The 17,062-nt window shown below is 63.4% G+C and carries 16 protein-coding genes; 10 read left to right on the forward strand and 6 right to left on the reverse strand.

The window, feature by feature from the left end; genetic code table 11:
- The first annotated feature begins 121 nt into the window (after positions 1 to 121).
- The 8 genes from B4L76_RS02620 (at position 122) to B4L76_RS02655 (ending at position 5,754) form a co-directional block, all read left to right on the forward strand.
- The gene (locus B4L76_RS02620) at positions 122 to 910 is read left to right on the forward strand and encodes a YqcI/YcgG family protein (RefSeq protein ID WP_296230305.1); all 789 of its coding nucleotides are present in this window, start codon (positions 122 to 124) and stop codon (positions 908 to 910) included.
- Between the two features lie 2 nt (positions 911 to 912).
- The gene (locus tag B4L76_RS02625) at positions 913 to 1,539 is read left to right on the forward strand and encodes a LysE family translocator (protein ID WP_296230307.1); all 627 of its coding nucleotides are present in this window, start codon (positions 913 to 915) and stop codon (positions 1,537 to 1,539) included.
- Between the two features lie 38 nt (positions 1,540 to 1,577).
- On the forward strand, positions 1,578 to 2,663 hold the full coding sequence (locus B4L76_RS02630; protein ID WP_296230308.1) for a hypothetical protein: 1,086 nt from the start codon (positions 1,578 to 1,580) through the stop codon (positions 2,661 to 2,663).
- A 146-nt stretch (positions 2,664 to 2,809) separates the two neighbouring features.
- Entirely contained in the window at positions 2,810 to 3,496 is a 687-nt protein-coding gene (locus tag B4L76_RS02635; RefSeq protein ID WP_414707156.1) for a sel1 repeat family protein, read from the forward strand.
- A gap of 124 nt (positions 3,497 to 3,620) precedes the next feature.
- Positions 3,621 to 4,313 carry an AzlC family ABC transporter permease gene (locus B4L76_RS02640; protein ID WP_296230311.1) on the forward strand — a complete coding sequence of 231 codons (693 nt, stop codon included), beginning with the start codon at positions 3,621 to 3,623 and terminating at the stop codon, positions 4,311 to 4,313.
- On the forward strand, positions 4,310 to 4,624 hold the full coding sequence (locus B4L76_RS02645) for an AzlD domain-containing protein (protein WP_296230312.1): 315 nt from the start codon (positions 4,310 to 4,312) through the stop codon (positions 4,622 to 4,624). The genes B4L76_RS02640 and B4L76_RS02645 overlap by 4 nt, the downstream gene beginning before the upstream one ends.
- Complete coding sequence (locus B4L76_RS02650; protein WP_296230314.1) at positions 4,621 to 5,454, forward strand: AraC family transcriptional regulator; 834 nt, start codon at positions 4,621 to 4,623, stop codon at positions 5,452 to 5,454. The genes B4L76_RS02645 and B4L76_RS02650 overlap by 4 nt, the downstream gene beginning before the upstream one ends.
- A 72-nt stretch (positions 5,455 to 5,526) precedes the next feature.
- Positions 5,527 to 5,754: a hypothetical protein gene (locus tag B4L76_RS02655; protein WP_296230316.1), complete on the forward strand. Its 228-nt coding sequence runs from the start codon at positions 5,527 to 5,529 to the stop codon at positions 5,752 to 5,754.
- Between the two features lie 39 nt (positions 5,755 to 5,793).
- On the opposite strand, the gene B4L76_RS02660 is transcribed toward B4L76_RS02655, so the two are convergent.
- The 5 genes from B4L76_RS02660 to B4L76_RS02680 form a co-directional block, all read right to left on the reverse strand.
- Complete coding sequence (locus B4L76_RS02660; RefSeq protein WP_296230318.1) at positions 5,794 to 6,276, reverse strand: copper chaperone PCu(A)C; 483 nt, start codon at positions 6,274 to 6,276, stop codon at positions 5,794 to 5,796.
- A complete protein-coding gene (locus B4L76_RS02665; RefSeq protein ID WP_296230319.1) occupies positions 6,277 to 6,885 on the reverse strand; it encodes an SCO family protein in 609 nt (202 codons plus the stop codon). It abuts the gene before it with no gap.
- A 212-nt stretch (positions 6,886 to 7,097) separates the two neighbouring features.
- Positions 7,098 to 7,682 carry a Fe-S biogenesis protein NfuA gene (gene nfuA / locus B4L76_RS02670; RefSeq protein ID WP_003250416.1) on the reverse strand — a complete coding sequence of 195 codons (585 nt, stop codon included), beginning with the start codon at positions 7,680 to 7,682 and terminating at the stop codon, positions 7,098 to 7,100.
- 58 nt (positions 7,683 to 7,740) lie between these two features.
- Positions 7,741 to 8,775, reverse strand: coding sequence for an acyltransferase family protein (locus tag B4L76_RS02675; RefSeq protein WP_296230324.1), 1,035 nt, complete (start codon positions 8,773 to 8,775; stop codon positions 7,741 to 7,743).
- Between the two features lie 207 nt (positions 8,776 to 8,982).
- Positions 8,983 to 11,283, reverse strand: coding sequence for a fatty acid cis/trans isomerase (locus B4L76_RS02680; protein WP_296230325.1), 2,301 nt, complete (start codon positions 11,281 to 11,283; stop codon positions 8,983 to 8,985).
- 175 nt (positions 11,284 to 11,458) lie between these two features.
- Between B4L76_RS02680 and metH the strand changes: the two genes are divergently transcribed.
- Together metH and B4L76_RS02690 are read left to right on the forward strand one after the other, a co-directional pair.
- Entirely contained in the window at positions 11,459 to 15,166 is a 3,708-nt protein-coding gene (metH, locus tag B4L76_RS02685) for a methionine synthase (RefSeq protein ID WP_296230327.1), read from the forward strand.
- Positions 15,167 to 15,273: 107 nt separating this feature from the next.
- The gene (locus B4L76_RS02690; protein WP_296230329.1) at positions 15,274 to 15,489 is read left to right on the forward strand and encodes a DUF2970 domain-containing protein; all 216 of its coding nucleotides are present in this window, start codon (positions 15,274 to 15,276) and stop codon (positions 15,487 to 15,489) included.
- 286 nt (positions 15,490 to 15,775) lie between these two features.
- Here B4L76_RS02690 and B4L76_RS02695 read toward each other — a convergent pair whose 3' ends face one another.
- Positions 15,776 to 16,852, reverse strand: a complete 1,077-nt coding sequence (locus B4L76_RS02695) for an ABC transporter substrate-binding protein (protein WP_296230331.1) — start codon at positions 16,850 to 16,852, stop codon at positions 15,776 to 15,778.
- Positions 16,853 to 17,062: the final 210 nt, after the last annotated feature.

Genomic DNA, 17,062 nt, shown 5'->3' on the forward strand with positions numbered 1-17,062 from the left:
ATAGTTCCACGCGTTTTACAACGCCCGGATCGTCTCGGAAAATGCAGGTAAATAACAAAGATAACCAAGATCCTGCCTGCATGTGACTGGAAAGTTCATCTAATTATCGCCTGGGGAAATCATGTTTACGGGTTATGGAACTTGCTACCGCCTGGACGCGCTGGAGCTGGCCGCTGAACATGTCCGGTACACGCAACACTGGACTTACAAAACCATAGAGCATTTTCGCACTGTACTTGCCAACCCTGAATTCCCTTGCCTGTTCGGCCGCAAGGCGGTGAACGGCGCTACCTGTCACATACTCTTCGCCCGCTCCGAGCAATTGGCCGATGACATCGCACAGGGCCTGGCCGACTACGTACGCACGATCGCCCCGATCCCACCCAAGCAACGTATCGGCAGCCCGCTGGTGGTATTCCTCGAAACCGCTGCCGACCATACCCTGGCCGAACAGCAGGCGCTGGCCTGGAAGGTGCTGCGTGGCGTGCATGCACGCGATCCGCACCCTTGGCCGCAAGGCATCCCGACCGACCCCGGAGACAATGGGTGGTCGTTCTGCTATGCCGGCATGCCGCTGTTCATCAACATGAACTTTCCCGGCCACCAGCAGATGAAAAGCCGCAACCTGGGGCCGCACATCACCTTCGTCATCAACCCTCGCGCCAATTTCGACGAAGTGGCCAACGCCAATACCGAAAGTGGCCAGCGAATCCGCGAACGCATTCGCGAACGCGTGCGCCACTACAACGACGGTGTCATGCCCGACACCCTTGGCTTCTTCGGCGATGCCGACAATTACGAGTGGAAGCAGTATCAACTGCAGGAAGCAGGGTCGCTCAACCCCTCCCGCTGCCCATTCCATGCCCATGCCGCACACCCGGCCACACCCGACCTACTGATCGAGACCTGACCGTGAATACCGCACTCACCGCTACCTATGCCCTTACCGTACTGCTGCTGATCGCCACCCCCGGCCCGGTGGTGGCTTTGATCGTCAACACCGCGGCCGCGTCCGGCTCGCGCAAAGCCATTTTCACCGCAGTCGGCACCAACTGGGCGTCACTGGTGCTGATCGGCGCGGCCGCCTGGATCATCCTCACCAGCGCGGCCATCGACAAGACCTGGCTGAGCGTCATGAGCCTGCTGGGCTGCCTGTTCATCGGCTACATCGCCGTAGGCACGCTCAGGGAAGCCCTGGCGGCGCCTGCATCCGAGGCACCGGCTGAATCCGCCAAGCCCGGCCGCGGCGGGCTGCTGCAGGGCTTCATGGTGGGCATTTCCAACCCGAAGGACATCATTTTCTTCATCGCCTTCTTCCCGCAGTTCATCCAGATCACCGAGTCGTTCGGCAAGAGCATGGTGGTGCTGTCGCTGCTGTGGGTGGCCATCGACTTCGCCGTGCTCAGCCTGTACATCTTCGCCATCGGCAAGATCGCCTCGCAACGCAGCAACCGCATGATCAGCCTGGCCTCGGGCGTCGCCCTGCTGCTGATCGCGGCTGGCGGCCTGCTGTACAACCTCAGGGAACTGGCAGCCTGAAAGTGCTGCAGGCGCCCGTTGCAACAGAAGGAGACCCCATGACCGCGACAGACCCGAACCGGGCGCCTTCACCGTTGCAACAGGACTACCAGCGCTTTCTGCTGCTGGGCAGCCGGCGTGCCCCGCACACCGTGCATGTCCATGAAACCGACTACCGCTCCGGTACCATCAACACCGATGCCCTGGGCCTGCGCTATAGCCATTGCGCCGGCAAGCGCTTTTCGGTGGCCGAGCGCGGCAGTGCGGCACGCATCAACCTGCTGGTGGGTGGCTCTACCGCCCTGGGCATCGGCGCCAGCTCCGATGAACATACGGTGGCTTCGCACCTGTCGATGCTCACCGGCGAAGTCTGGCTGAGCCTGGCCGGCTGCGGGCTCAACGCCAGCCAGGAACTGCTGATGTTCCTTACCCACCAGCACCGCCTTGGCCAGATCGGCCATGTGGTAGTGCTGAGTGGCGTCAACAGCCTGGCCCACGAAGCCCTCAGCGAAGTCCTCGGCAACCAGCACGACCCGCAGCACGCCAAGGCCTACCAGCGTTTTCTCAACAGTTTCAGCGAAGGCCTGCAGCCTGCCGCGCCGCCCCGCCGACCATCACTGTGGCGGCGCATCAGCCAGGCGTTGGTCGCGCCCACTCCGGTCGAAACGCCGGCAACCTGGCCATTGTCGTCCCCGGAAAAGCGCATGGCGCGTGCGGCCGACCTTATCGGCCGGACCTTGCGCCAGTGGGACCGCTTGCTGGCTGACAGCCACGCCACCCTGACCTTCATCCTGCAGCCGCTGCTGCCCTGGTGCCGGGACAGCCTGCCGGCTGGCGAGCAAGCCATGCTGGACGCGCTGGAACGGCAACCGGCAAATTTCGACCGGCTGCTGGACGGCGTCTTCGACAGCCAGTTGCATTCGGCTTTCTTCCGCCGCATCAAGAGCCAGGCCGACCCGGTCCCTTGCTACGACATGAACAGCATGCTCAGCAGCTCGCCGGTGTTCGGCGCCGACCTGTTCATCGACCGTCTGCACCTGAACGACCTGGGCAACAATGCGCTGGCCAAGGTGATCACCGCCAAGCTTGGCCTGGCCCAGGAAAAACACGCCCAACGCAAGGTCTCGCCAGTCAAGCTCGTCTGAGAGTCGGCAGGTGGTCTTCCGGCGAAGCCCTCGGGTGGCTAGAATAGGCCGTCGTTCCGACCTGCCCGAGGCGCCCGTTTGACCGCCATGAACATCGAAGCCGTCCATCAGTACCTGGCACCCCGTGGAGTCTGCCTGTGAAACGCATGCTTCGCTTGCCCCCACTGTTGATCGCCCTGATGCCACTGGCCGCGCATGCACATGAGGTGCGTATCGACCCGCATGCCGACCTGCTCTACCGCCAGGCCCTGCCTTTGCTGGAGCAGGCTGACAGCCAGGATGACAGCGCCACTACGCTGCGCACGGCCGTGACTGGCGACCCGGAACTCAGCCGCCAGGGCCAGGCGATGGCTCATACCCTGCCCACGGCGGTTGCCTTGCTGAAAAAATCCGTCGAGCTGGGCCACCCGGTCGCACAGTACCGCCTGGCGCTGTACTACATGACCTACCTGCCTGCGGCACAGATTCCAGATGCCGCTTGCCCATTGCTCGAAGCCAGCCTCAAGCAGGGCTTCGCCGCACCGGCGCCGGCCATTGCCACCTGGTGCCCCCCCTACAACGTCAGCGAAGAATACCGTGCTGCACTGGAGGCCATTCCCAACATGGCCACGGTATATGCCTCCTACTACCCGCAGCCGGCCACGCGCCTGGCCTGCAACCGCAACAGGCCGCAGGGGCTGGAAATGCAGTGGGGGCGTCAGCGCGACTACCAGGCCGAGGTGTACCGCCTGCTCGGCGACCTCGATCCGCAACATCGCCAGAGCCTGCTGCAAAAGGCCGTCGAGATAAATGGCTGCGTCACGGCGCAACAGCACCTGACCAGCCATCCCTGAGCCGCCTTTGCAGGAACCGCGTCGTCCAGCAAACAGCAACCCGCGTCAACCAGCAAGATCGTTCAAGCCATTCCCCCGCGCCTTCTGGCATGCTGGCCTGCCTTGTACATGCACTGCAGCCATCATGTCCCACATTGCACGCCAAGCTTACCTCCACGGTGCCATCGCCAGCCTGCCGCTGTCGCTGGCCGTCGCCCCCTGGGGCCTGCTGGCCGGCTCCATGGCCATCGAAGCCAACCTCAGCGCCTGGCAAGGGCAAGGGCTATCGGCCATTGTCTTCGCCGGGGCCGCGCAACTGGTCGCCATCGGCATGCTCAAGGGCGGCGCCAACCTGGCGTCGATCCTGCTGACCACCCTGCTGCTGACCTCGCAGCACCTGTTGTATGGCCTGTCGATGCGCCCGCTGCTATGCAACCAGCCGTTGCGCTGGCGGCTGGGCCTGGGCTTTCTTCTGACCGACGAGTTCTTTGCCCTCACCAGCCAGTACGACCAGCAACAGTTCAACCGCTGGTATGCCCTTGGCGTGGGGCTGACGTTCTACATTGCCTGGAACCTGTTTACCCTGGCCGGCATCCTGTTGGGGCAGAACATTCCCCATCTGGACCAGCTCGGCCTGGACTTCTCCATCGTCGCCACTTTCGTCGCGCTGATCACACCGCTGGTGCGCAACCTGGCCACGGTGGTGTGCGTGGCAGTGTCTCTGTTCTGCTCGGTACTGTTCAGCCACTGGCAATGGGAAACCGCCCTGGTAGCGGCAGGCCTGCTGGGCATGAGTGCCGGTTTCATCTGCCAGAAATTCGCCGGAGCCCGCTCATGACCTGGATCCTGATTTTCGCCATGGGCGCCATTGTGTTCCTCAACCGCTATGCATTCCTGGAGCCACGCCTGCCGTTGCGCCTGAGCTCCAACGCCAGGCAATTCCTCGGCTTTGCCGTGCCGGGCATGCTCACCGCGATCTGCGCCCCGATCATCTTCATGCCCGGGCACCAGCTCGACCTGAGCCTGCTCAACCCCTACCTGCTGGGTTCGCTGGTGGCCATCGCCCTGGTGCTGTTGACCCGCAGCGTGCTACTGAGCATGCTGGTGAGCATGTTGATCTTCTACGCCCTGCGCAGCTGGCTGCCATGAGCACGCCTCTGCGCGAGCAGACACACCTGTGGCAGGCGCCGGCACTGGGCGACGTCGAGATGCTGCATGCACGCTATTTCCAGCAACGCTTCGCCCCGCATGTACATGAAGGCTACGTGTTTACTGTGATCGAGTCGGGTGCCCAGCGGTTCTGGCACCGCGGTAGCGAGCACCTGGCGCCGGTCGGCAGCATGGTGCTGATCAACCCTGACGAGTTGCATACCGGGGCCACTGCCCACGAAGCGGGCTGGCGCTACCGAGGCTTCTACCCGGAGCACGAGCGGGTAACCGGGGTGCTCGAGGAACTGGAACTGGGCCGCCACGGCATGCCCCGTTTCAAGGACAGCGTGATCAATGACCCGGCCCTGGCCAGCGCGTTCAGCCAGTTGCACCAACTGTCCGAGGCAGGCGTTAGTGCCCTGCAGCAACAGACCGCCTGGCGCCAGGCGGTGCTGGCCCTGGTGCAGCGCCATGGGCAATGCGCCGAACCTGCGGCCCCCGGCCAGGAACCGCTGGCGGTGGCCCGCGCCCGCGAGCTGCTGGAAAGCCAGCTGGCCGACCCGCCCTCGCTGGAAGCGCTGGCGGCGGCGGTCAACCTGTCACCATTCCATTTCGCCCGGGTGTTCCGCCAGGCCACCGGCCTGCCGCCCCATGCCTGGCTGAAACAGCGCCGCCTGGCCCGAGCACGGGAAATGCTCAAGCGTGGCTGGGCAGCCTCGGAGGTGGCGTTCGACCTGGGTTACGCCGACCAAAGTCATCTGAGCCGGCAATTCAAGCAGGCCTATGGGGTGACCCCGGGGGCCTACCGCAGCGCCTGCCTGCCGGCCTGAGCTGCGACAGCCGGGCACAGGTAATCCCGCCAGCCACTGCTACACTGACAGAGCTGAACGGAGGATCCTGCCATGTCCGAAACAGAGCTCACCACCCTGCTGTCGCTGATGAACCAGCGCCAAGCCTGCCTGAGCAGCGCCTGCAAGGAGATTGCCGACTGGATCGACCGGCAGGGCGATGTGCCCGCCGCCGGCAAGATCCGCGCCAGCCTGAAGGCCCTGGAGGCTGACGAGGCCAAGGTGCGCAAGACCCTTACCTCACTGACGCTCGACAGGCCACTGCCGAAGTTTCGCAGCTGAAAATGAACAGGGCCGCAAAGCGGCCCCGTTTCAAATCTGTCAGTGGTTCATGTGCATGTGCTCATGCCCGGTGCCCGCCTCGGCGGTGAGCGCTCGCACTTCAGCCTGTACCTCCACGGTTTCCCTGGCACCCCTGGCATCTTCGATGGTCAGGGTCAGCGGCACTTTCTCCCCCTCCTTCACCTGATTGCCCAGCCCCATCAGCATCACGTGCAGGCCGTTCGGATCCAGCGTCACGGCTTTGCCGGCTGGCAACTCGACAGTTTTCACCTCACGCATGCCCATCACGTCGCCGTTCATGGTCATCTCGTGCACCTGAACGGTCCTGGCTACCTTGGACGCCACACCCACCAACTTGCTGTCGCTGCTGGCGGTCAGGGTCATGAAAGCCCCGGTGGACTGCTGGTGCGGCACGCTGGCACGCACCCAGGCATCGCTCACGGTGGTCTGGGCCAGGGCTGGCAAGGCCAGGCCCATCAGGGCCAGGGCGGCCAGGCCGCGCTTGATCGGTTGCATCGACATTCAGCAGATCTCCATCAGGGTAACCAGGTCTTCGGCGCACTCCTGGGCGGTCAGGGCATGACCCAGGCTCAGGCGCAACGTGCCGCGCGTATCGTAGACATAGCTGGTGGACGAGTGCGAGACGGTATAGGTATCCCCGGCCGGGACCTTCTCGTAGAACACCTTGAATTCCTTGGCCACTGCGGCGATCTCTTCGGGGGTGCCGGTGAGCGCGGTGAACGACGGGTCGAACGCCTTGACGTAGGCGTCCAGCACTTCCGGGGTGTCGCGCTCCGGGTCCAGGGTGATCAGCACCACCTGGAACAGGTCGCGGTCACGGCCTCTGAGCAGCTTGCGAATCTGTGCGGCGCGCGCCAGCGTGGTCGGGCAGACCGCCGGGCACTGGGTAAAGCCGAAGAAGATCATCGGCATGCTGCCGTAGAAACTCGACAGGGTGCGTACGTTGCCCTGGGTGTCCTTGAGGCTGAACTTGCGCCCCAGGATCTCGTTGCTCATGTTCTTGCCGTACTTGAACTCGAGCCCCCGGGCCGGGCTGCAGCCTGCCAGCAGGCCAAGCCCGAGAACGCCCATCCCGGCGACAACTGCGCGCCGGGTATATAGATCATTCATGAAACCATCCTTTACAGGGGAGGTGCCGGCCCTCGGGACGGGCCGGACGAAATGCCGGGGCATTCTGGCATGGCCCCCCGAAGGGTTCTACCCGGGCACGGCGGTGGTCGGCTGCAGCCCTTGGAATACGGGCTGCGGCCTGTTGTCGCAGGGCTTGAAACAGTAACACTTTGTTGCTAAGGCGCGGCCTTGTAGCAGCAGCCCATCCAGCATCAGTAGTAGGCGTTCTCTTTCTGACTGTGGTCAGTCACGTCGCGTACGCCCTTCAGCTCGGGAATGCGTTCCAGCAGCGTACGCTCGATGCCTTCCTTCAGGGTCACGTCGGCCTGGCCACAACCCTGGCAACCACCGCCGAACTGCAGCACGGCGATGCCGTCGTCGACCACGTCCACCAGGCTCACCTGGCCGCCGTGGCTGGCCAGGCCGGGGTTGATCTCGGTCTGCAGGTAGTAATTGATGCGCTCGTTGATCGGGCTGTCTTCGTTGACCATCGGCACCTTGGCGTTCGGCGCCTTGATGGTCAACTGGCCGCCCATGCGGTCGGTAGCGTAGTCGACCAGCGCGTCTTCCAGGAACGGCACGCTGACGGCATCCAGGTAAGCGGTAAAGCTCTTCAGACCTACGGCGGTGTCGTCAGGCTTCTCTTCGCCCGGCTTGCAGTAGGCGATACAGGTTTCGGCGTACTGGGTGCCTGGCTGGGTGATGAAAATGCGAATGCCGATGCCAGGCGTATTCTGCTTGGAGAGCAGATCGGCCAGGTAGTCATGGGCGGCGTCGGTAATGGTTATAGCGCTCATGTAGGTTCCTCACAGACTTGCGGCCAAGTGTACGCCAACCCGGCCTTCGAACAAAGTCCTAGTATTTGACTCGGGAAAGCACATATTCAGGGGCTGGCTCCCGTGGCGCCGCCAACCAGGCCTGCAGGCGCCGGTACAGGCCGCGCTCCAGCCAGCGGTAGCTGAACCACGACATTAGTCCAATGGACGGCACGCACAGAGCGAATACCAGGTACGGGTTCAGTTGCAGGCGCTGGCTGGCGAACCAGCCGACGTACAGCACCAGCACATGGACCAGGTACACCGAATACGAACAGTCGCCTAGGGCCTTGAGCAGCCGGTTGCCTCGGAACTGCGGCTCCAGGGCCACGAAGGCCAGCACGATCATTGCGCTCGGCACCCCCCAGTTGAGCAGCCGCCGGGAAGCGTCCAGGTAGTAGATGGCCAGGCTCGCCAGCGCCAACAACAGCAACGGCAGCCAGCGGGCCTGGCGGATCAGCCCGCTGCGGAGCAACACGCCCAGGCCGATGCCGAGCAGGAATTCATAGATGATCGGGTTGTTGTAGAAACGGCTGAGCACGCCCAGCCGGCCCAGCACCTCACTGACCAGCAGCAGCGCAGCGGTCGCCAGCAGTTGGTAACGGCGCTGGCGGACCAGGAAGGCCAGGCCGAACAGCAAGTAGAAGAACATTTCGAAATTCAGCGTCCAGCCCACGTTCAAGGTCGGGTACAAGCCGTAGCCGCCAGGGTTTTCCGCCGGGATGAACAACAGCGACAGCCACAGGTGCTGCCAGGTGAACGCCTGGTGCGGCATCCATTGACTGAAAGCGAGCAACAGCGTGGCCATCAGCGCCGTGTAGAACCAATAGGCCGGGACGATGCGCAACACCCGGTTTAGCAGGAACTGGCGCGGTTCGATGGGCTTGTCACGGGTCGACAGGTAGATGACCAGCCCGCTGATGACGAAGAAGATGTCGACGCCAACAGCGCCACGGTCGGTGAGCAGTTGGCCAATGGGGCCGGTGGCATGGAAGTCGAAGAAGATCTGCATGAAATGGTGGCAAACCACCACCCAGGCGGCGAACGCCCGCAGTGCCTGAAGCGAATACAGCATTGAATACCCTGCAATTGCCGGTGCATTGAGGCCTTTGGAGCGCAGTGCGCTCCACCGCTGGTAAGCCCGCTGCCACGGGTACTGCGCAGCTTTCAGGCATGTGCAGCACCCCGTGGAGTTGGCTGGCCGGCGATGGGGCTGCACAGCAACCCCCGGACCACCCAGCATTTCCGACCGCAGGGTAGGCGCAAAGGTCAGCCCGCCCGATCAGAGGTTCTGGTAGCGGTTCATATCCAGCACGCCCGCCTCGACCGGCTCGGTCTCCTTGATGAAGCTGTTGAGGTCATGGAAGTAGCGCCAGAACTCGGGGTGGCTGCGGCGCACACCCCAGCGCATGACGATACGCTCGAAGCGCGCAGCATCATCCTTGGCGTACTCCATGTCCTCGACGAACTCCGGCACATCTGTGGCCGGGATGTTGAAGATGAAGTTCGGGTAACTGCTGAGCACGCCCGGGTACAGGGTCAGGGTGTCCAGGCCCGGCTGGTAGCGGTACGCCTCACCCAGCAGGAACGCCACGTTGCTGTGCGCGCGGTTGCGCAGCAGGCTGTACACCTGACGCTGGCCACCCAGCCCTTCGATGCGCAGCAGAGTCGCCTCGGGCAGCTGGTTGATCACCTTCAACCCGGCAGCCGGGCGCGACACCAGGCGGCTGAGCGACTGTTCGACATTGCGGAACTCTTCACTCATCTGCGGCCGTGAGCAGTACGCGCCCTGGCAGCGGTTGATCGGGTCGGGCGCGGCATTCAGGCTGCCGGTGCGCTGCAGCAGCTGCAGGCCAAAGTCGCGCTTGGGGTCGCGCAGGTCGAGCTTGATGCCGGTTGGGGTGTCGGTGTCGATGTCCTCGTAGTCCATCCACATCTTCACCTTGCCGCTGTTCTGATACCAGTCGCCGAGGATCGCCTTGCGCTGGTCGGCCGGCATCAGGCGCAGGAAGTTGATTTCGGCACCGTTGCGGATCAGGTCGAAATACAGGCGCGTCTGCAACTGATGCGAGACGTTGCCGAACACGTCGAAGTTGACCGCCAACTGATAATAGGTGCGCTCGAACAGCGGGTAATCGAACAGCCACACGGTCAGTGGCACATCGCCAACCAGGCCCTTGGTCACCGCGGCGCTGTCGAAGTGGCGGAAGATGCTCAGCAGCGCGTTGTCGTTACCGGCCCACAGTGTGGCCCAGCCCGGCGCCGGCATGTCGGCGTAGGCTTCGCGGCGCAGTTTCTCGTACTCGTTGCGTTTGTCGCGGTAGGCGTGCCACAGGCTCAGCACACTGCCAACGTCATCGATCTGCCCAGGCATGGCCAGTAGCGGCGTGGCCTCGCCCCGGTACTGGGCATCGGTGATGTAACGGTCGTGGGCTGGCTCCTGGAACAACGCCCAGAAGTTGTCGCGGATCACATCAGTGGCGATCTGCCCACGGCAGACCGGGCCGCGGATGAAGGTACGCACGAAGTACTCGGCGTTATCCAGCATGAACTGGTAGCGCGCCACCGCCGGGATCGCCTCGAAGGTCTCGAACGGGTTGGCCCGGTGGCGCGGGCCGTAGCCTGGCAAGGCAGCGGCATGCCAGTCGCCGGCGTAGAACAGTTGCTTGACCCGCTTGAGCTTCTGCGGCCCCATCGGGTAGGTGATGTGGGTCTTGTGCACGATCACGCCCTGCACCGGGATCAAGCGGTAATAGAAGTCGGTGCCCGGCGGGTCGTTGGGGCGGCGCGTGGCGATCAGGTCGACCGGCTGCCCGCTCGGGGTGCGCGAGCGCACCCACTGGAAGAAGTGGCCCTGCTCGCCTCCGGTGAAGTAGATGTGAGCCAGGAACAGGTGCTCGTACAGCCAGCGGCCGACCAGCGCCTCGGTGGAGCCGGGGCGGTTGAGCAGTTCTTCCCATTCGGCGATCTGCGTGGCTTCGATCGCGCTTGGCTTGACTGGCTGGTACTCGACCGGCGCACCGCCAGCCAGCCAGCGGCGCAGGGTGTCGTATTCGTTGTCGGTCAGGCCGGTCACCGCCAGCGGCATGCCCTCCTTGGGGTGAGCGCCGGCATAAGCGTCGAACTCCTCGGGCAACGGGCACATATTGTTGCGGTTCAGGCCCAGGACGATTTCTTCAGGCAGCTTGGCGTTGGGCGTAAGCGGGGTCTTGTGCCCCAGCTCCAGCATGCGGGCCATCAGCGCGGCCTGGCTGCCCTGGTTGTCGAGGACCGAATAGAAGCCCTTCTTGCGCCACTCGCCCTCGCTGTGGGCGTCGTAGAACAGCCGCGTGGTGGGCACCGCCCTGCTGCGCTCGCCCTGGTAGACCGGCACCTTGGTCGCACCGCGCACGGCGCCCTCGGGGCTTTCCAGCTTCAGCTGGCAGGCAGCATCGTTGCAGGCGTGGCAGGCCACGCATTTTTCGGTGAAGATCGGTTGGATGTCCCGAGTATAGGAAATAGCCGGGCTCGACTGTGGGGCTTGCGCGAACGCCACGCTACTGATGAACAGCGCGAAAGCGGCGGCAAGAATACGATGCACCATGTGCGGAAAGTCCTGGGAATTGAAACCATCACGTTTTGCCTGATCGTCCTTGGATGCACTGCCAGCAGGCCTGCCAACATGAGCAGTTTTCATGCAAATGGGCGACATGCCTAAAAACCGCGCAGCTTTGTTATGATTCGGCACCTTCTGAAATTTGCCCGACCAGGTAGTTCCTATGTCCGACCGTAGCGCTCGTCTCCAAGCACTCCAGAACGCACTCGCAGAGCGCATCCTGATCCTCGACGGCGGCATGGGTACTATGATCCAAAGCTACCGGCTCGAGGAACACGACTATCGTGGCACGCGCTTCGCCGATTGGCCAAGCGATGTCAAAGGTAACAACGACCTGCTGCTGCTCAGCCGCCCCGATGTGATCGCCGCCATCGAGAAGGCCTACCTGGATGCCGGGGCCGATATCCTCGAAACCAACACCTTCAACGCCACGCAGATTTCCCAGGCCGACTACGGCATGGAAGCGCTGGTGTACGAGTTGAACGTCGAAGGCGCACGCATCGCCCGCCAGGTAGCCGACGCCAAGACCCTGGAAACCCCGGACAAGCCGCGCTTCGTCGCCGGCGTACTCGGCCCGACCAGCCGCACCTGCTCGATTTCCCCGGACGTCAACGACCCCGGTTACCGCAACGTCACCTTCGACGAACTGGTCGCCAACTACATCGAGGCCACCCGCGGCCTGATCGAAGGCGGCGCCGACCTGCTGCTGATCGAGACCATTTTCGACACCCTCAACGCCAAGGCGGCGATCTTCGCCGTGCAACAGGTATTCGAAGAAGACGCTATCGAACTGCCGATCATGATCTCCGGCACCATCACCGACGCCTCCGGCCGAACGCTGTCGGGCCAGACCACCGAGGCGTTCTGGAACTCGGTTCGCCATGCCAAGTCGATTTCCGTGGGCCTGAACTGCGCCCTCGGCGCCAAGGACCTGCGCCCGTACCTGGAAGAACTGGCGACCAAGGCCGACACCCACGTCTCGGCCCACCCCAACGCCGGCCTGCCCAACGCTTTCGGCGAATACGACGAGACCCCGGCGGAAATGGCCGCCGTGGTCGAAGAATTCGCCGCCAGCGGCTTCCTCAACATCATCGGCGGTTGCTGTGGTACCACGCCGGGGCACATCCAGGCCATCGCCGAAGCCGTGGCCAAGTACCCGCCGCGCAAGATTCCGCAAATCGCCAAGGCCTGCCGCCTGTCAGGCCTGGAACCCTTCACCATCGACCGCCAGTCGCTGTTCGTCAACGTCGGCGAGCGCACCAACATCACCGGCTCCGCCAAGTTCGCCCGGCTGATCCGTGAGGAAAACTACACCGAAGCCCTGGAAGTTGCCCTGCAGCAGGTCGAGGCCGGCGCCCAGGTGATCGACATCAACATGGACGAGGGGATGCTCGACTCCCAGGCCGCCATGGTCCGCTTCCTCAACCTGATCGCTGGCGAGCCCGATATCTCGCGCGTGCCGATCATGATCGACTCGTCCAAGTGGGAGGTGATCGAAGCGGGCCTCAAGTGCATCCAGGGCAAGGGCATCGTCAACTCGATTTCCATGAAGGAAGGCGTCGAGCAGTTCAAGCACCATGCCCGCCTGTGCAAGCGCTATGGCGCCGCCGTGGTGGTGATGGCGTTCGACGAGGTCGGCCAGGCCGACACCGCCGCACGCAAGAAGGAAATCTGCCAGCGCAGCTATGACATCCTGGTCAACGAAGTGGGCTTCCCGCCGGAAGACATCATCTTCGACCCGAACATCTTCGCCGTCGCCACCGGTATCGAGGAGCACAACAATTACGCCGTCGATTTCATCGAGGCCTGCGCCTACATCCGCGACCACCTGCCGTACGCACTGAGTTCGGGTGGCGTGTCCAACGTGTCGTTCTCGTTCCGTGGCAACAACCCGGTACGTGAAGCGATCCATTCGGTGTTCCTGTACCACGCGATCCAGAACGGCCTGACCATGGGTATCGTCAACGCCGGCCAGCTGGAGATCTACGACGAGATCCCCGCCGAGCTGCGGGAGAAGGTCGAGGACGTCGTGCTCAACCGCACCGCGCATGGCACCGATGCACTGCTGGCCATCGCCGACGACTACAAGGGCGGCGGTGCCACCAGGGAAGTGGAGAACGAAGAGTGGCGCTCGCTGCCGGTGGAAAAACGCCTGGAGCACGCGCTGGTGAAAGGCATCACGGCGTTCATCGTCGAAGATACCGAAGAATGCCGTCAACAATGCGCGCGCCCCATCGAAGTCATCGAAGGCCCGCTGATGAGCGGCATGAACGTGGTGGGCGACCTGTTCGGTGCGGGCAAGATGTTCCTGCCGCAGGTGGTCAAGTCGGCCCGCGTGATGAAACAGGCGGTGGCGCACCTGATTCCGTTCATCGAAGCCGAGAAAGGCGACAAGCCGGAGGCCAAGGGCAAGATCCTCATGGCCACGGTAAAAGGCGACGTGCACGATATCGGCAAGAACATCGTCGGCGTGGTGCTGGGCTGCAACGGCTACGACATCGTCGACCTTGGCGTGATGGTGCCGGCCGAGAAGATCCTGCAAACCGCCCGCGACCAGAAGTGCGACATCATCGGCCTGTCCGGCCTGATCACGCCGTCACTTGACGAGATGGTCCACGTCGCCCGCGAAATGCAACGCCAGGGCTTCAACCTGCCGTTGATGATCGGTGGCGCCACCACCTCCAAGGCGCACACCGCCGTCAAGATCGAACCCAAGTACAGCAACGATGCAGTGGTCTATGTCACCGACGCTTCGCGTGCCGTGGGTGTTGCTACCCAGTTGCTGTCCAAGGAACTGAAAGCGGGCTTCGTCGAGAAGACCCGCGAGGAATACCAGCAAGTGCGCGAGCGCACGGCCAACCGCAGTGCCCGCACCGAGCGCCTGAGCTACGCCCAGGCCGTTGCAGCCAAGCCGCAGTACGACTGGGCCGGTTACCAGCCCGCGGTGCCCTCCTTCACTGGCGTCAAGGTGCTGGAGAACATCGACCTGCGCACCCTGGCCGAATACATCGACTGGACGCCGTTCTTCATTTCCTGGGACCTGGCCGGCAAGTTCCCGCGCATTCTGACCGACGAGGTGGTTGGCGAGGCGGCCACGGCGCTGTACCAGGATGCACGCGAGATGCTCGACAAGCTGATCGACGAAAAGCTGATCAGCGCCCGTGCGGTGTTCGGCTTCTGGCCGGCCAACCAGGTGGCCGATGACGATATCGAAGTGTACGGCGACGACGGCCAGGCCCTGGCCACCCTGCATCACTTGCGCCAGCAGACCATCAAGCCGGACGGCAAGCCCAACTGGTCACTGGCCGACTTCGTCGCGCCGAAGGCCAGCGGTGTCACCGATTATGTCGGCGGCTTCATCACCACCGCCGGCATCGGCGCCGAGGAACTGGCCAAGGCCTATCAGGACAAGGGTGACGACTACAGCTCGATCATGGTCAAGGCCCTGGCTGACCGCCTGGCCGAAGCCTGCGCCGAATGGCTGCACGAGCAGGTGCGCAAGGAACACTGGGGCTACGCCCGCGACGAGCACCTCGACAACGAGGCGCTGATCAAGGAGCAATACCGCGGCATTCGCCCGGCACCGGGCTACCCGGCCTGCCCGGACCACACCGAGAAGGAAACCCTGTTCCGCCTGCTGGACGGCACGGCCATCGGCGAAACCGGGCCGAGCGGCGTGTTCCTTACCGACCACTTCGCGATGTTCCCGGCGGCGGCAGTCAGCGGCTGGTACTTTGCCCACCCGCAGGCACAGTACTTTGCCGTGGGCAAGGTCGACCGCGACCAGATCGAAAACTACAGCGCGCGCAAAGGCCAGGACATCAGCGTGAGCGAGCGCTGGCTGGCGCCCAACCTCGGGTACGACAGCTGAGTCGGCGCCGGCTTCTTCGCGGGGTGACTCGCGAGAAGCCGGCCATGCCAACCCCGCCTGATTGCCTACACTGTCCCTGATTGCCTCTGCTTTTTCCAGGAGCCACCATGGACGATTCCAGCCAGGGCAAACCGCCGACTTTCTGGCAGATGCTGCACAGCATTCTTGCCGCCGCCTTTGGCGTACAAAGCGGCAAGAACCGCACCCGCGACTTCACCCACGGCAAGGCCAGCCATTTCATTGCGCTGGGGACGCTGTTCACCTTGGTGTTCATTGCCGTACTGATCGGCCTGGTGCAACTGGCCCTGCACCTTGCCCGCTAGCCGGTAGCGGTCTGTTCGCTGGCACGATGAAACGCCTGCGGGATTTCCCCCGCAGGCGCCCTGCTGCATCATGGTCTTGAAGACAAGTCTACTGGTGGCTGACCCAATACACGGCGGTGACCACCACCAGGACGATCAGGCAGAGGATCGCCCAGGCATCGACACTGCTGTCAGCTTTACGGACCTTGGTTGAGTTTCCCATTGCATTGCCTCTTGTAGTGGTTATGGGAATGCACTTCACACCAGCAGTTAAGACGAGCAATGCCCTTCGCTCAAGCAGGGTCTTTCAATAATCGATCGGTGACACCAGAAACGGGTACTGGTAGCTAGGCGGCCGCCCTTCGGCGCTGTACTGCTGGAAATCGACGCCGTAGTCGGCCCGTTCCTGCAGTTGCAGCCAGTGCTTTGCCTTGGCCTGGTCGATCAGCTGCAACACCGGCACGCTGTGCTCGCGCAGACGGCCGTGGTTCACCGGCAGCCCCTGGGCATCATCGTGCAGCAGCACCATGGCCCAACCGCCAAGGGTGAAATGCCCGCCCATCAGTACGCTCAGGCGCCCGTCGATACGCGCGTGCAAGGCCTCGGGCGAAGCGTTCACTGCACCGAACAGCACATCACGCCCCGGCCGCCGGCCTGCCTCTTCACATGCCTGCATGGCGCCAAAGGCCATCTCGTCATTGGCCGACCACACCAGGCGCGTGCCTGGGTAGCGCTCCAGCAGTTGCCGCGCCTGCTCGTAGGCACGCTGACGGTTCCAGCCGCCATACACCACCTGACGCAGGCGCACCTGGGGATGATCGGCCAAGGCCCGACGCATGCCCTCTACGCGCAACTGCGAGGCCGGCGTGGTCTTGACCCCGGCGAAGGCCACCAGGTCCACCGGCCCGCTGTCCCGGGGCAATTGCGCGACCATCTGCTGCAACATCTGGAAGCCTGCCTGCTCGTCGTTGCTGACCAGGGTGCCCAGGGGCTCGGCATACTTGTCGGGCTGGGCCTTGACACTCATGGCCTGGCTGGCGGTCAGGCCGTTGTTGACCAGGAACAGCTTGACCCCGGAGCCACGCGACAGGCGCATGATTTCCGGGGCGACATACTGCTCGTTGACCAGCACCAGGTAGTCCGGCCGCTGCGGCCCGCTCAGGATCGCCCTGGCGCGGCTCAGTGCCAGGTCGGCACGGCGCTCGCTGTACTCCACGCGCAAGGTCATGCCCAGCTCGTCTGCGGCGGCCTGCATGAAACGGGTATAGCTGGTCCAGAACGTCTCGGAGGACAACCCCGGGTTGAGAAAAACCACCGACGCCGGTTGCGCGGTGGCCGTCAGCGGCAAGACAAGACACAAGCTTTGGCACAACGCCTTGAGCATGGGGACAGAACCCTGCGAAGCAAACCTCGGATTATAAACACCGGGCCACAGCCAGCGCACAAATGGCAGTCAATCTCACATAGTCCGTTTGGTTCTTTTCATATGCAAAAACATCACTTTAGCGCATAAACGCAACCTGCTATCGTTCCCCGGCTCCGAACCGGAGTGCGCGGCCGTGCGCGCGAATAGCTGCATGCCTGAGACAGGACT

The sequence above is a fragment of the Pseudomonas sp. UBA4617 genome, from assembly GCF_002386445.1.
In the GTDB taxonomy this organism is placed as follows: domain Bacteria; phylum Pseudomonadota; class Gammaproteobacteria; order Pseudomonadales; family Pseudomonadaceae; genus Aquipseudomonas.

What these genes read in the sequence shown, in the direction of transcription:
- B4L76_RS02660 (WP_296230318.1), bottom strand. Translation starts at nt 6,276, where the DNA reads ATGTCGATGCAACCGATCAAGCGCGGCCTGGCCGCCCTGGCCCTGATG.
- metH (WP_296230327.1), top strand. Translation starts at nt 11,459, where the DNA reads ATGTCCGACCGTAGCGCTCGTCTCCAAGCACTCCAGAACGCACTCGCA.
- B4L76_RS02655 (WP_296230316.1), top strand. Translation starts at nt 5,527, where the DNA reads ATGTCCGAAACAGAGCTCACCACCCTGCTGTCGCTGATGAACCAGCGC.
- B4L76_RS02640 (WP_296230311.1), top strand. Translation starts at nt 3,621, where the DNA reads ATGTCCCACATTGCACGCCAAGCTTACCTCCACGGTGCCATCGCCAGC.
- B4L76_RS02650 (WP_296230314.1), top strand. Translation starts at nt 4,621, where the DNA reads ATGAGCACGCCTCTGCGCGAGCAGACACACCTGTGGCAGGCGCCGGCA.
- B4L76_RS02635 (WP_414707156.1), top strand. Translation starts at nt 2,810, where the DNA reads ATGCTTCGCTTGCCCCCACTGTTGATCGCCCTGATGCCACTGGCCGCG.
- nfuA (WP_003250416.1), bottom strand. Translation starts at nt 7,682, where the DNA reads ATGAGCGCTATAACCATTACCGACGCCGCCCATGACTACCTGGCCGAT.
- B4L76_RS02680 (WP_296230325.1), bottom strand. Translation starts at nt 11,283, where the DNA reads ATGGTGCATCGTATTCTTGCCGCCGCTTTCGCGCTGTTCATCAGTAGC.
- B4L76_RS02665 (WP_296230319.1), bottom strand. Translation starts at nt 6,885, where the DNA reads ATGAATGATCTATATACCCGGCGCGCAGTTGTCGCCGGGATGGGCGTT.
- B4L76_RS02695 (WP_296230331.1), bottom strand. Translation starts at nt 16,852, where the DNA reads ATGCTCAAGGCGTTGTGCCAAAGCTTGTGTCTTGTCTTGCCGCTGACG.
- B4L76_RS02690 (WP_296230329.1), top strand. Translation starts at nt 15,274, where the DNA reads ATGGACGATTCCAGCCAGGGCAAACCGCCGACTTTCTGGCAGATGCTG.
- B4L76_RS02630 (WP_296230308.1), top strand. Translation starts at nt 1,578, where the DNA reads ATGACCGCGACAGACCCGAACCGGGCGCCTTCACCGTTGCAACAGGAC.
- B4L76_RS02675 (WP_296230324.1), bottom strand. Translation starts at nt 8,775, where the DNA reads ATGCTGTATTCGCTTCAGGCACTGCGGGCGTTCGCCGCCTGGGTGGTG.
- B4L76_RS02645 (WP_296230312.1), top strand. Translation starts at nt 4,310, where the DNA reads ATGACCTGGATCCTGATTTTCGCCATGGGCGCCATTGTGTTCCTCAAC.
- B4L76_RS02620 (WP_296230305.1), top strand. Translation starts at nt 122, where the DNA reads ATGTTTACGGGTTATGGAACTTGCTACCGCCTGGACGCGCTGGAGCTG.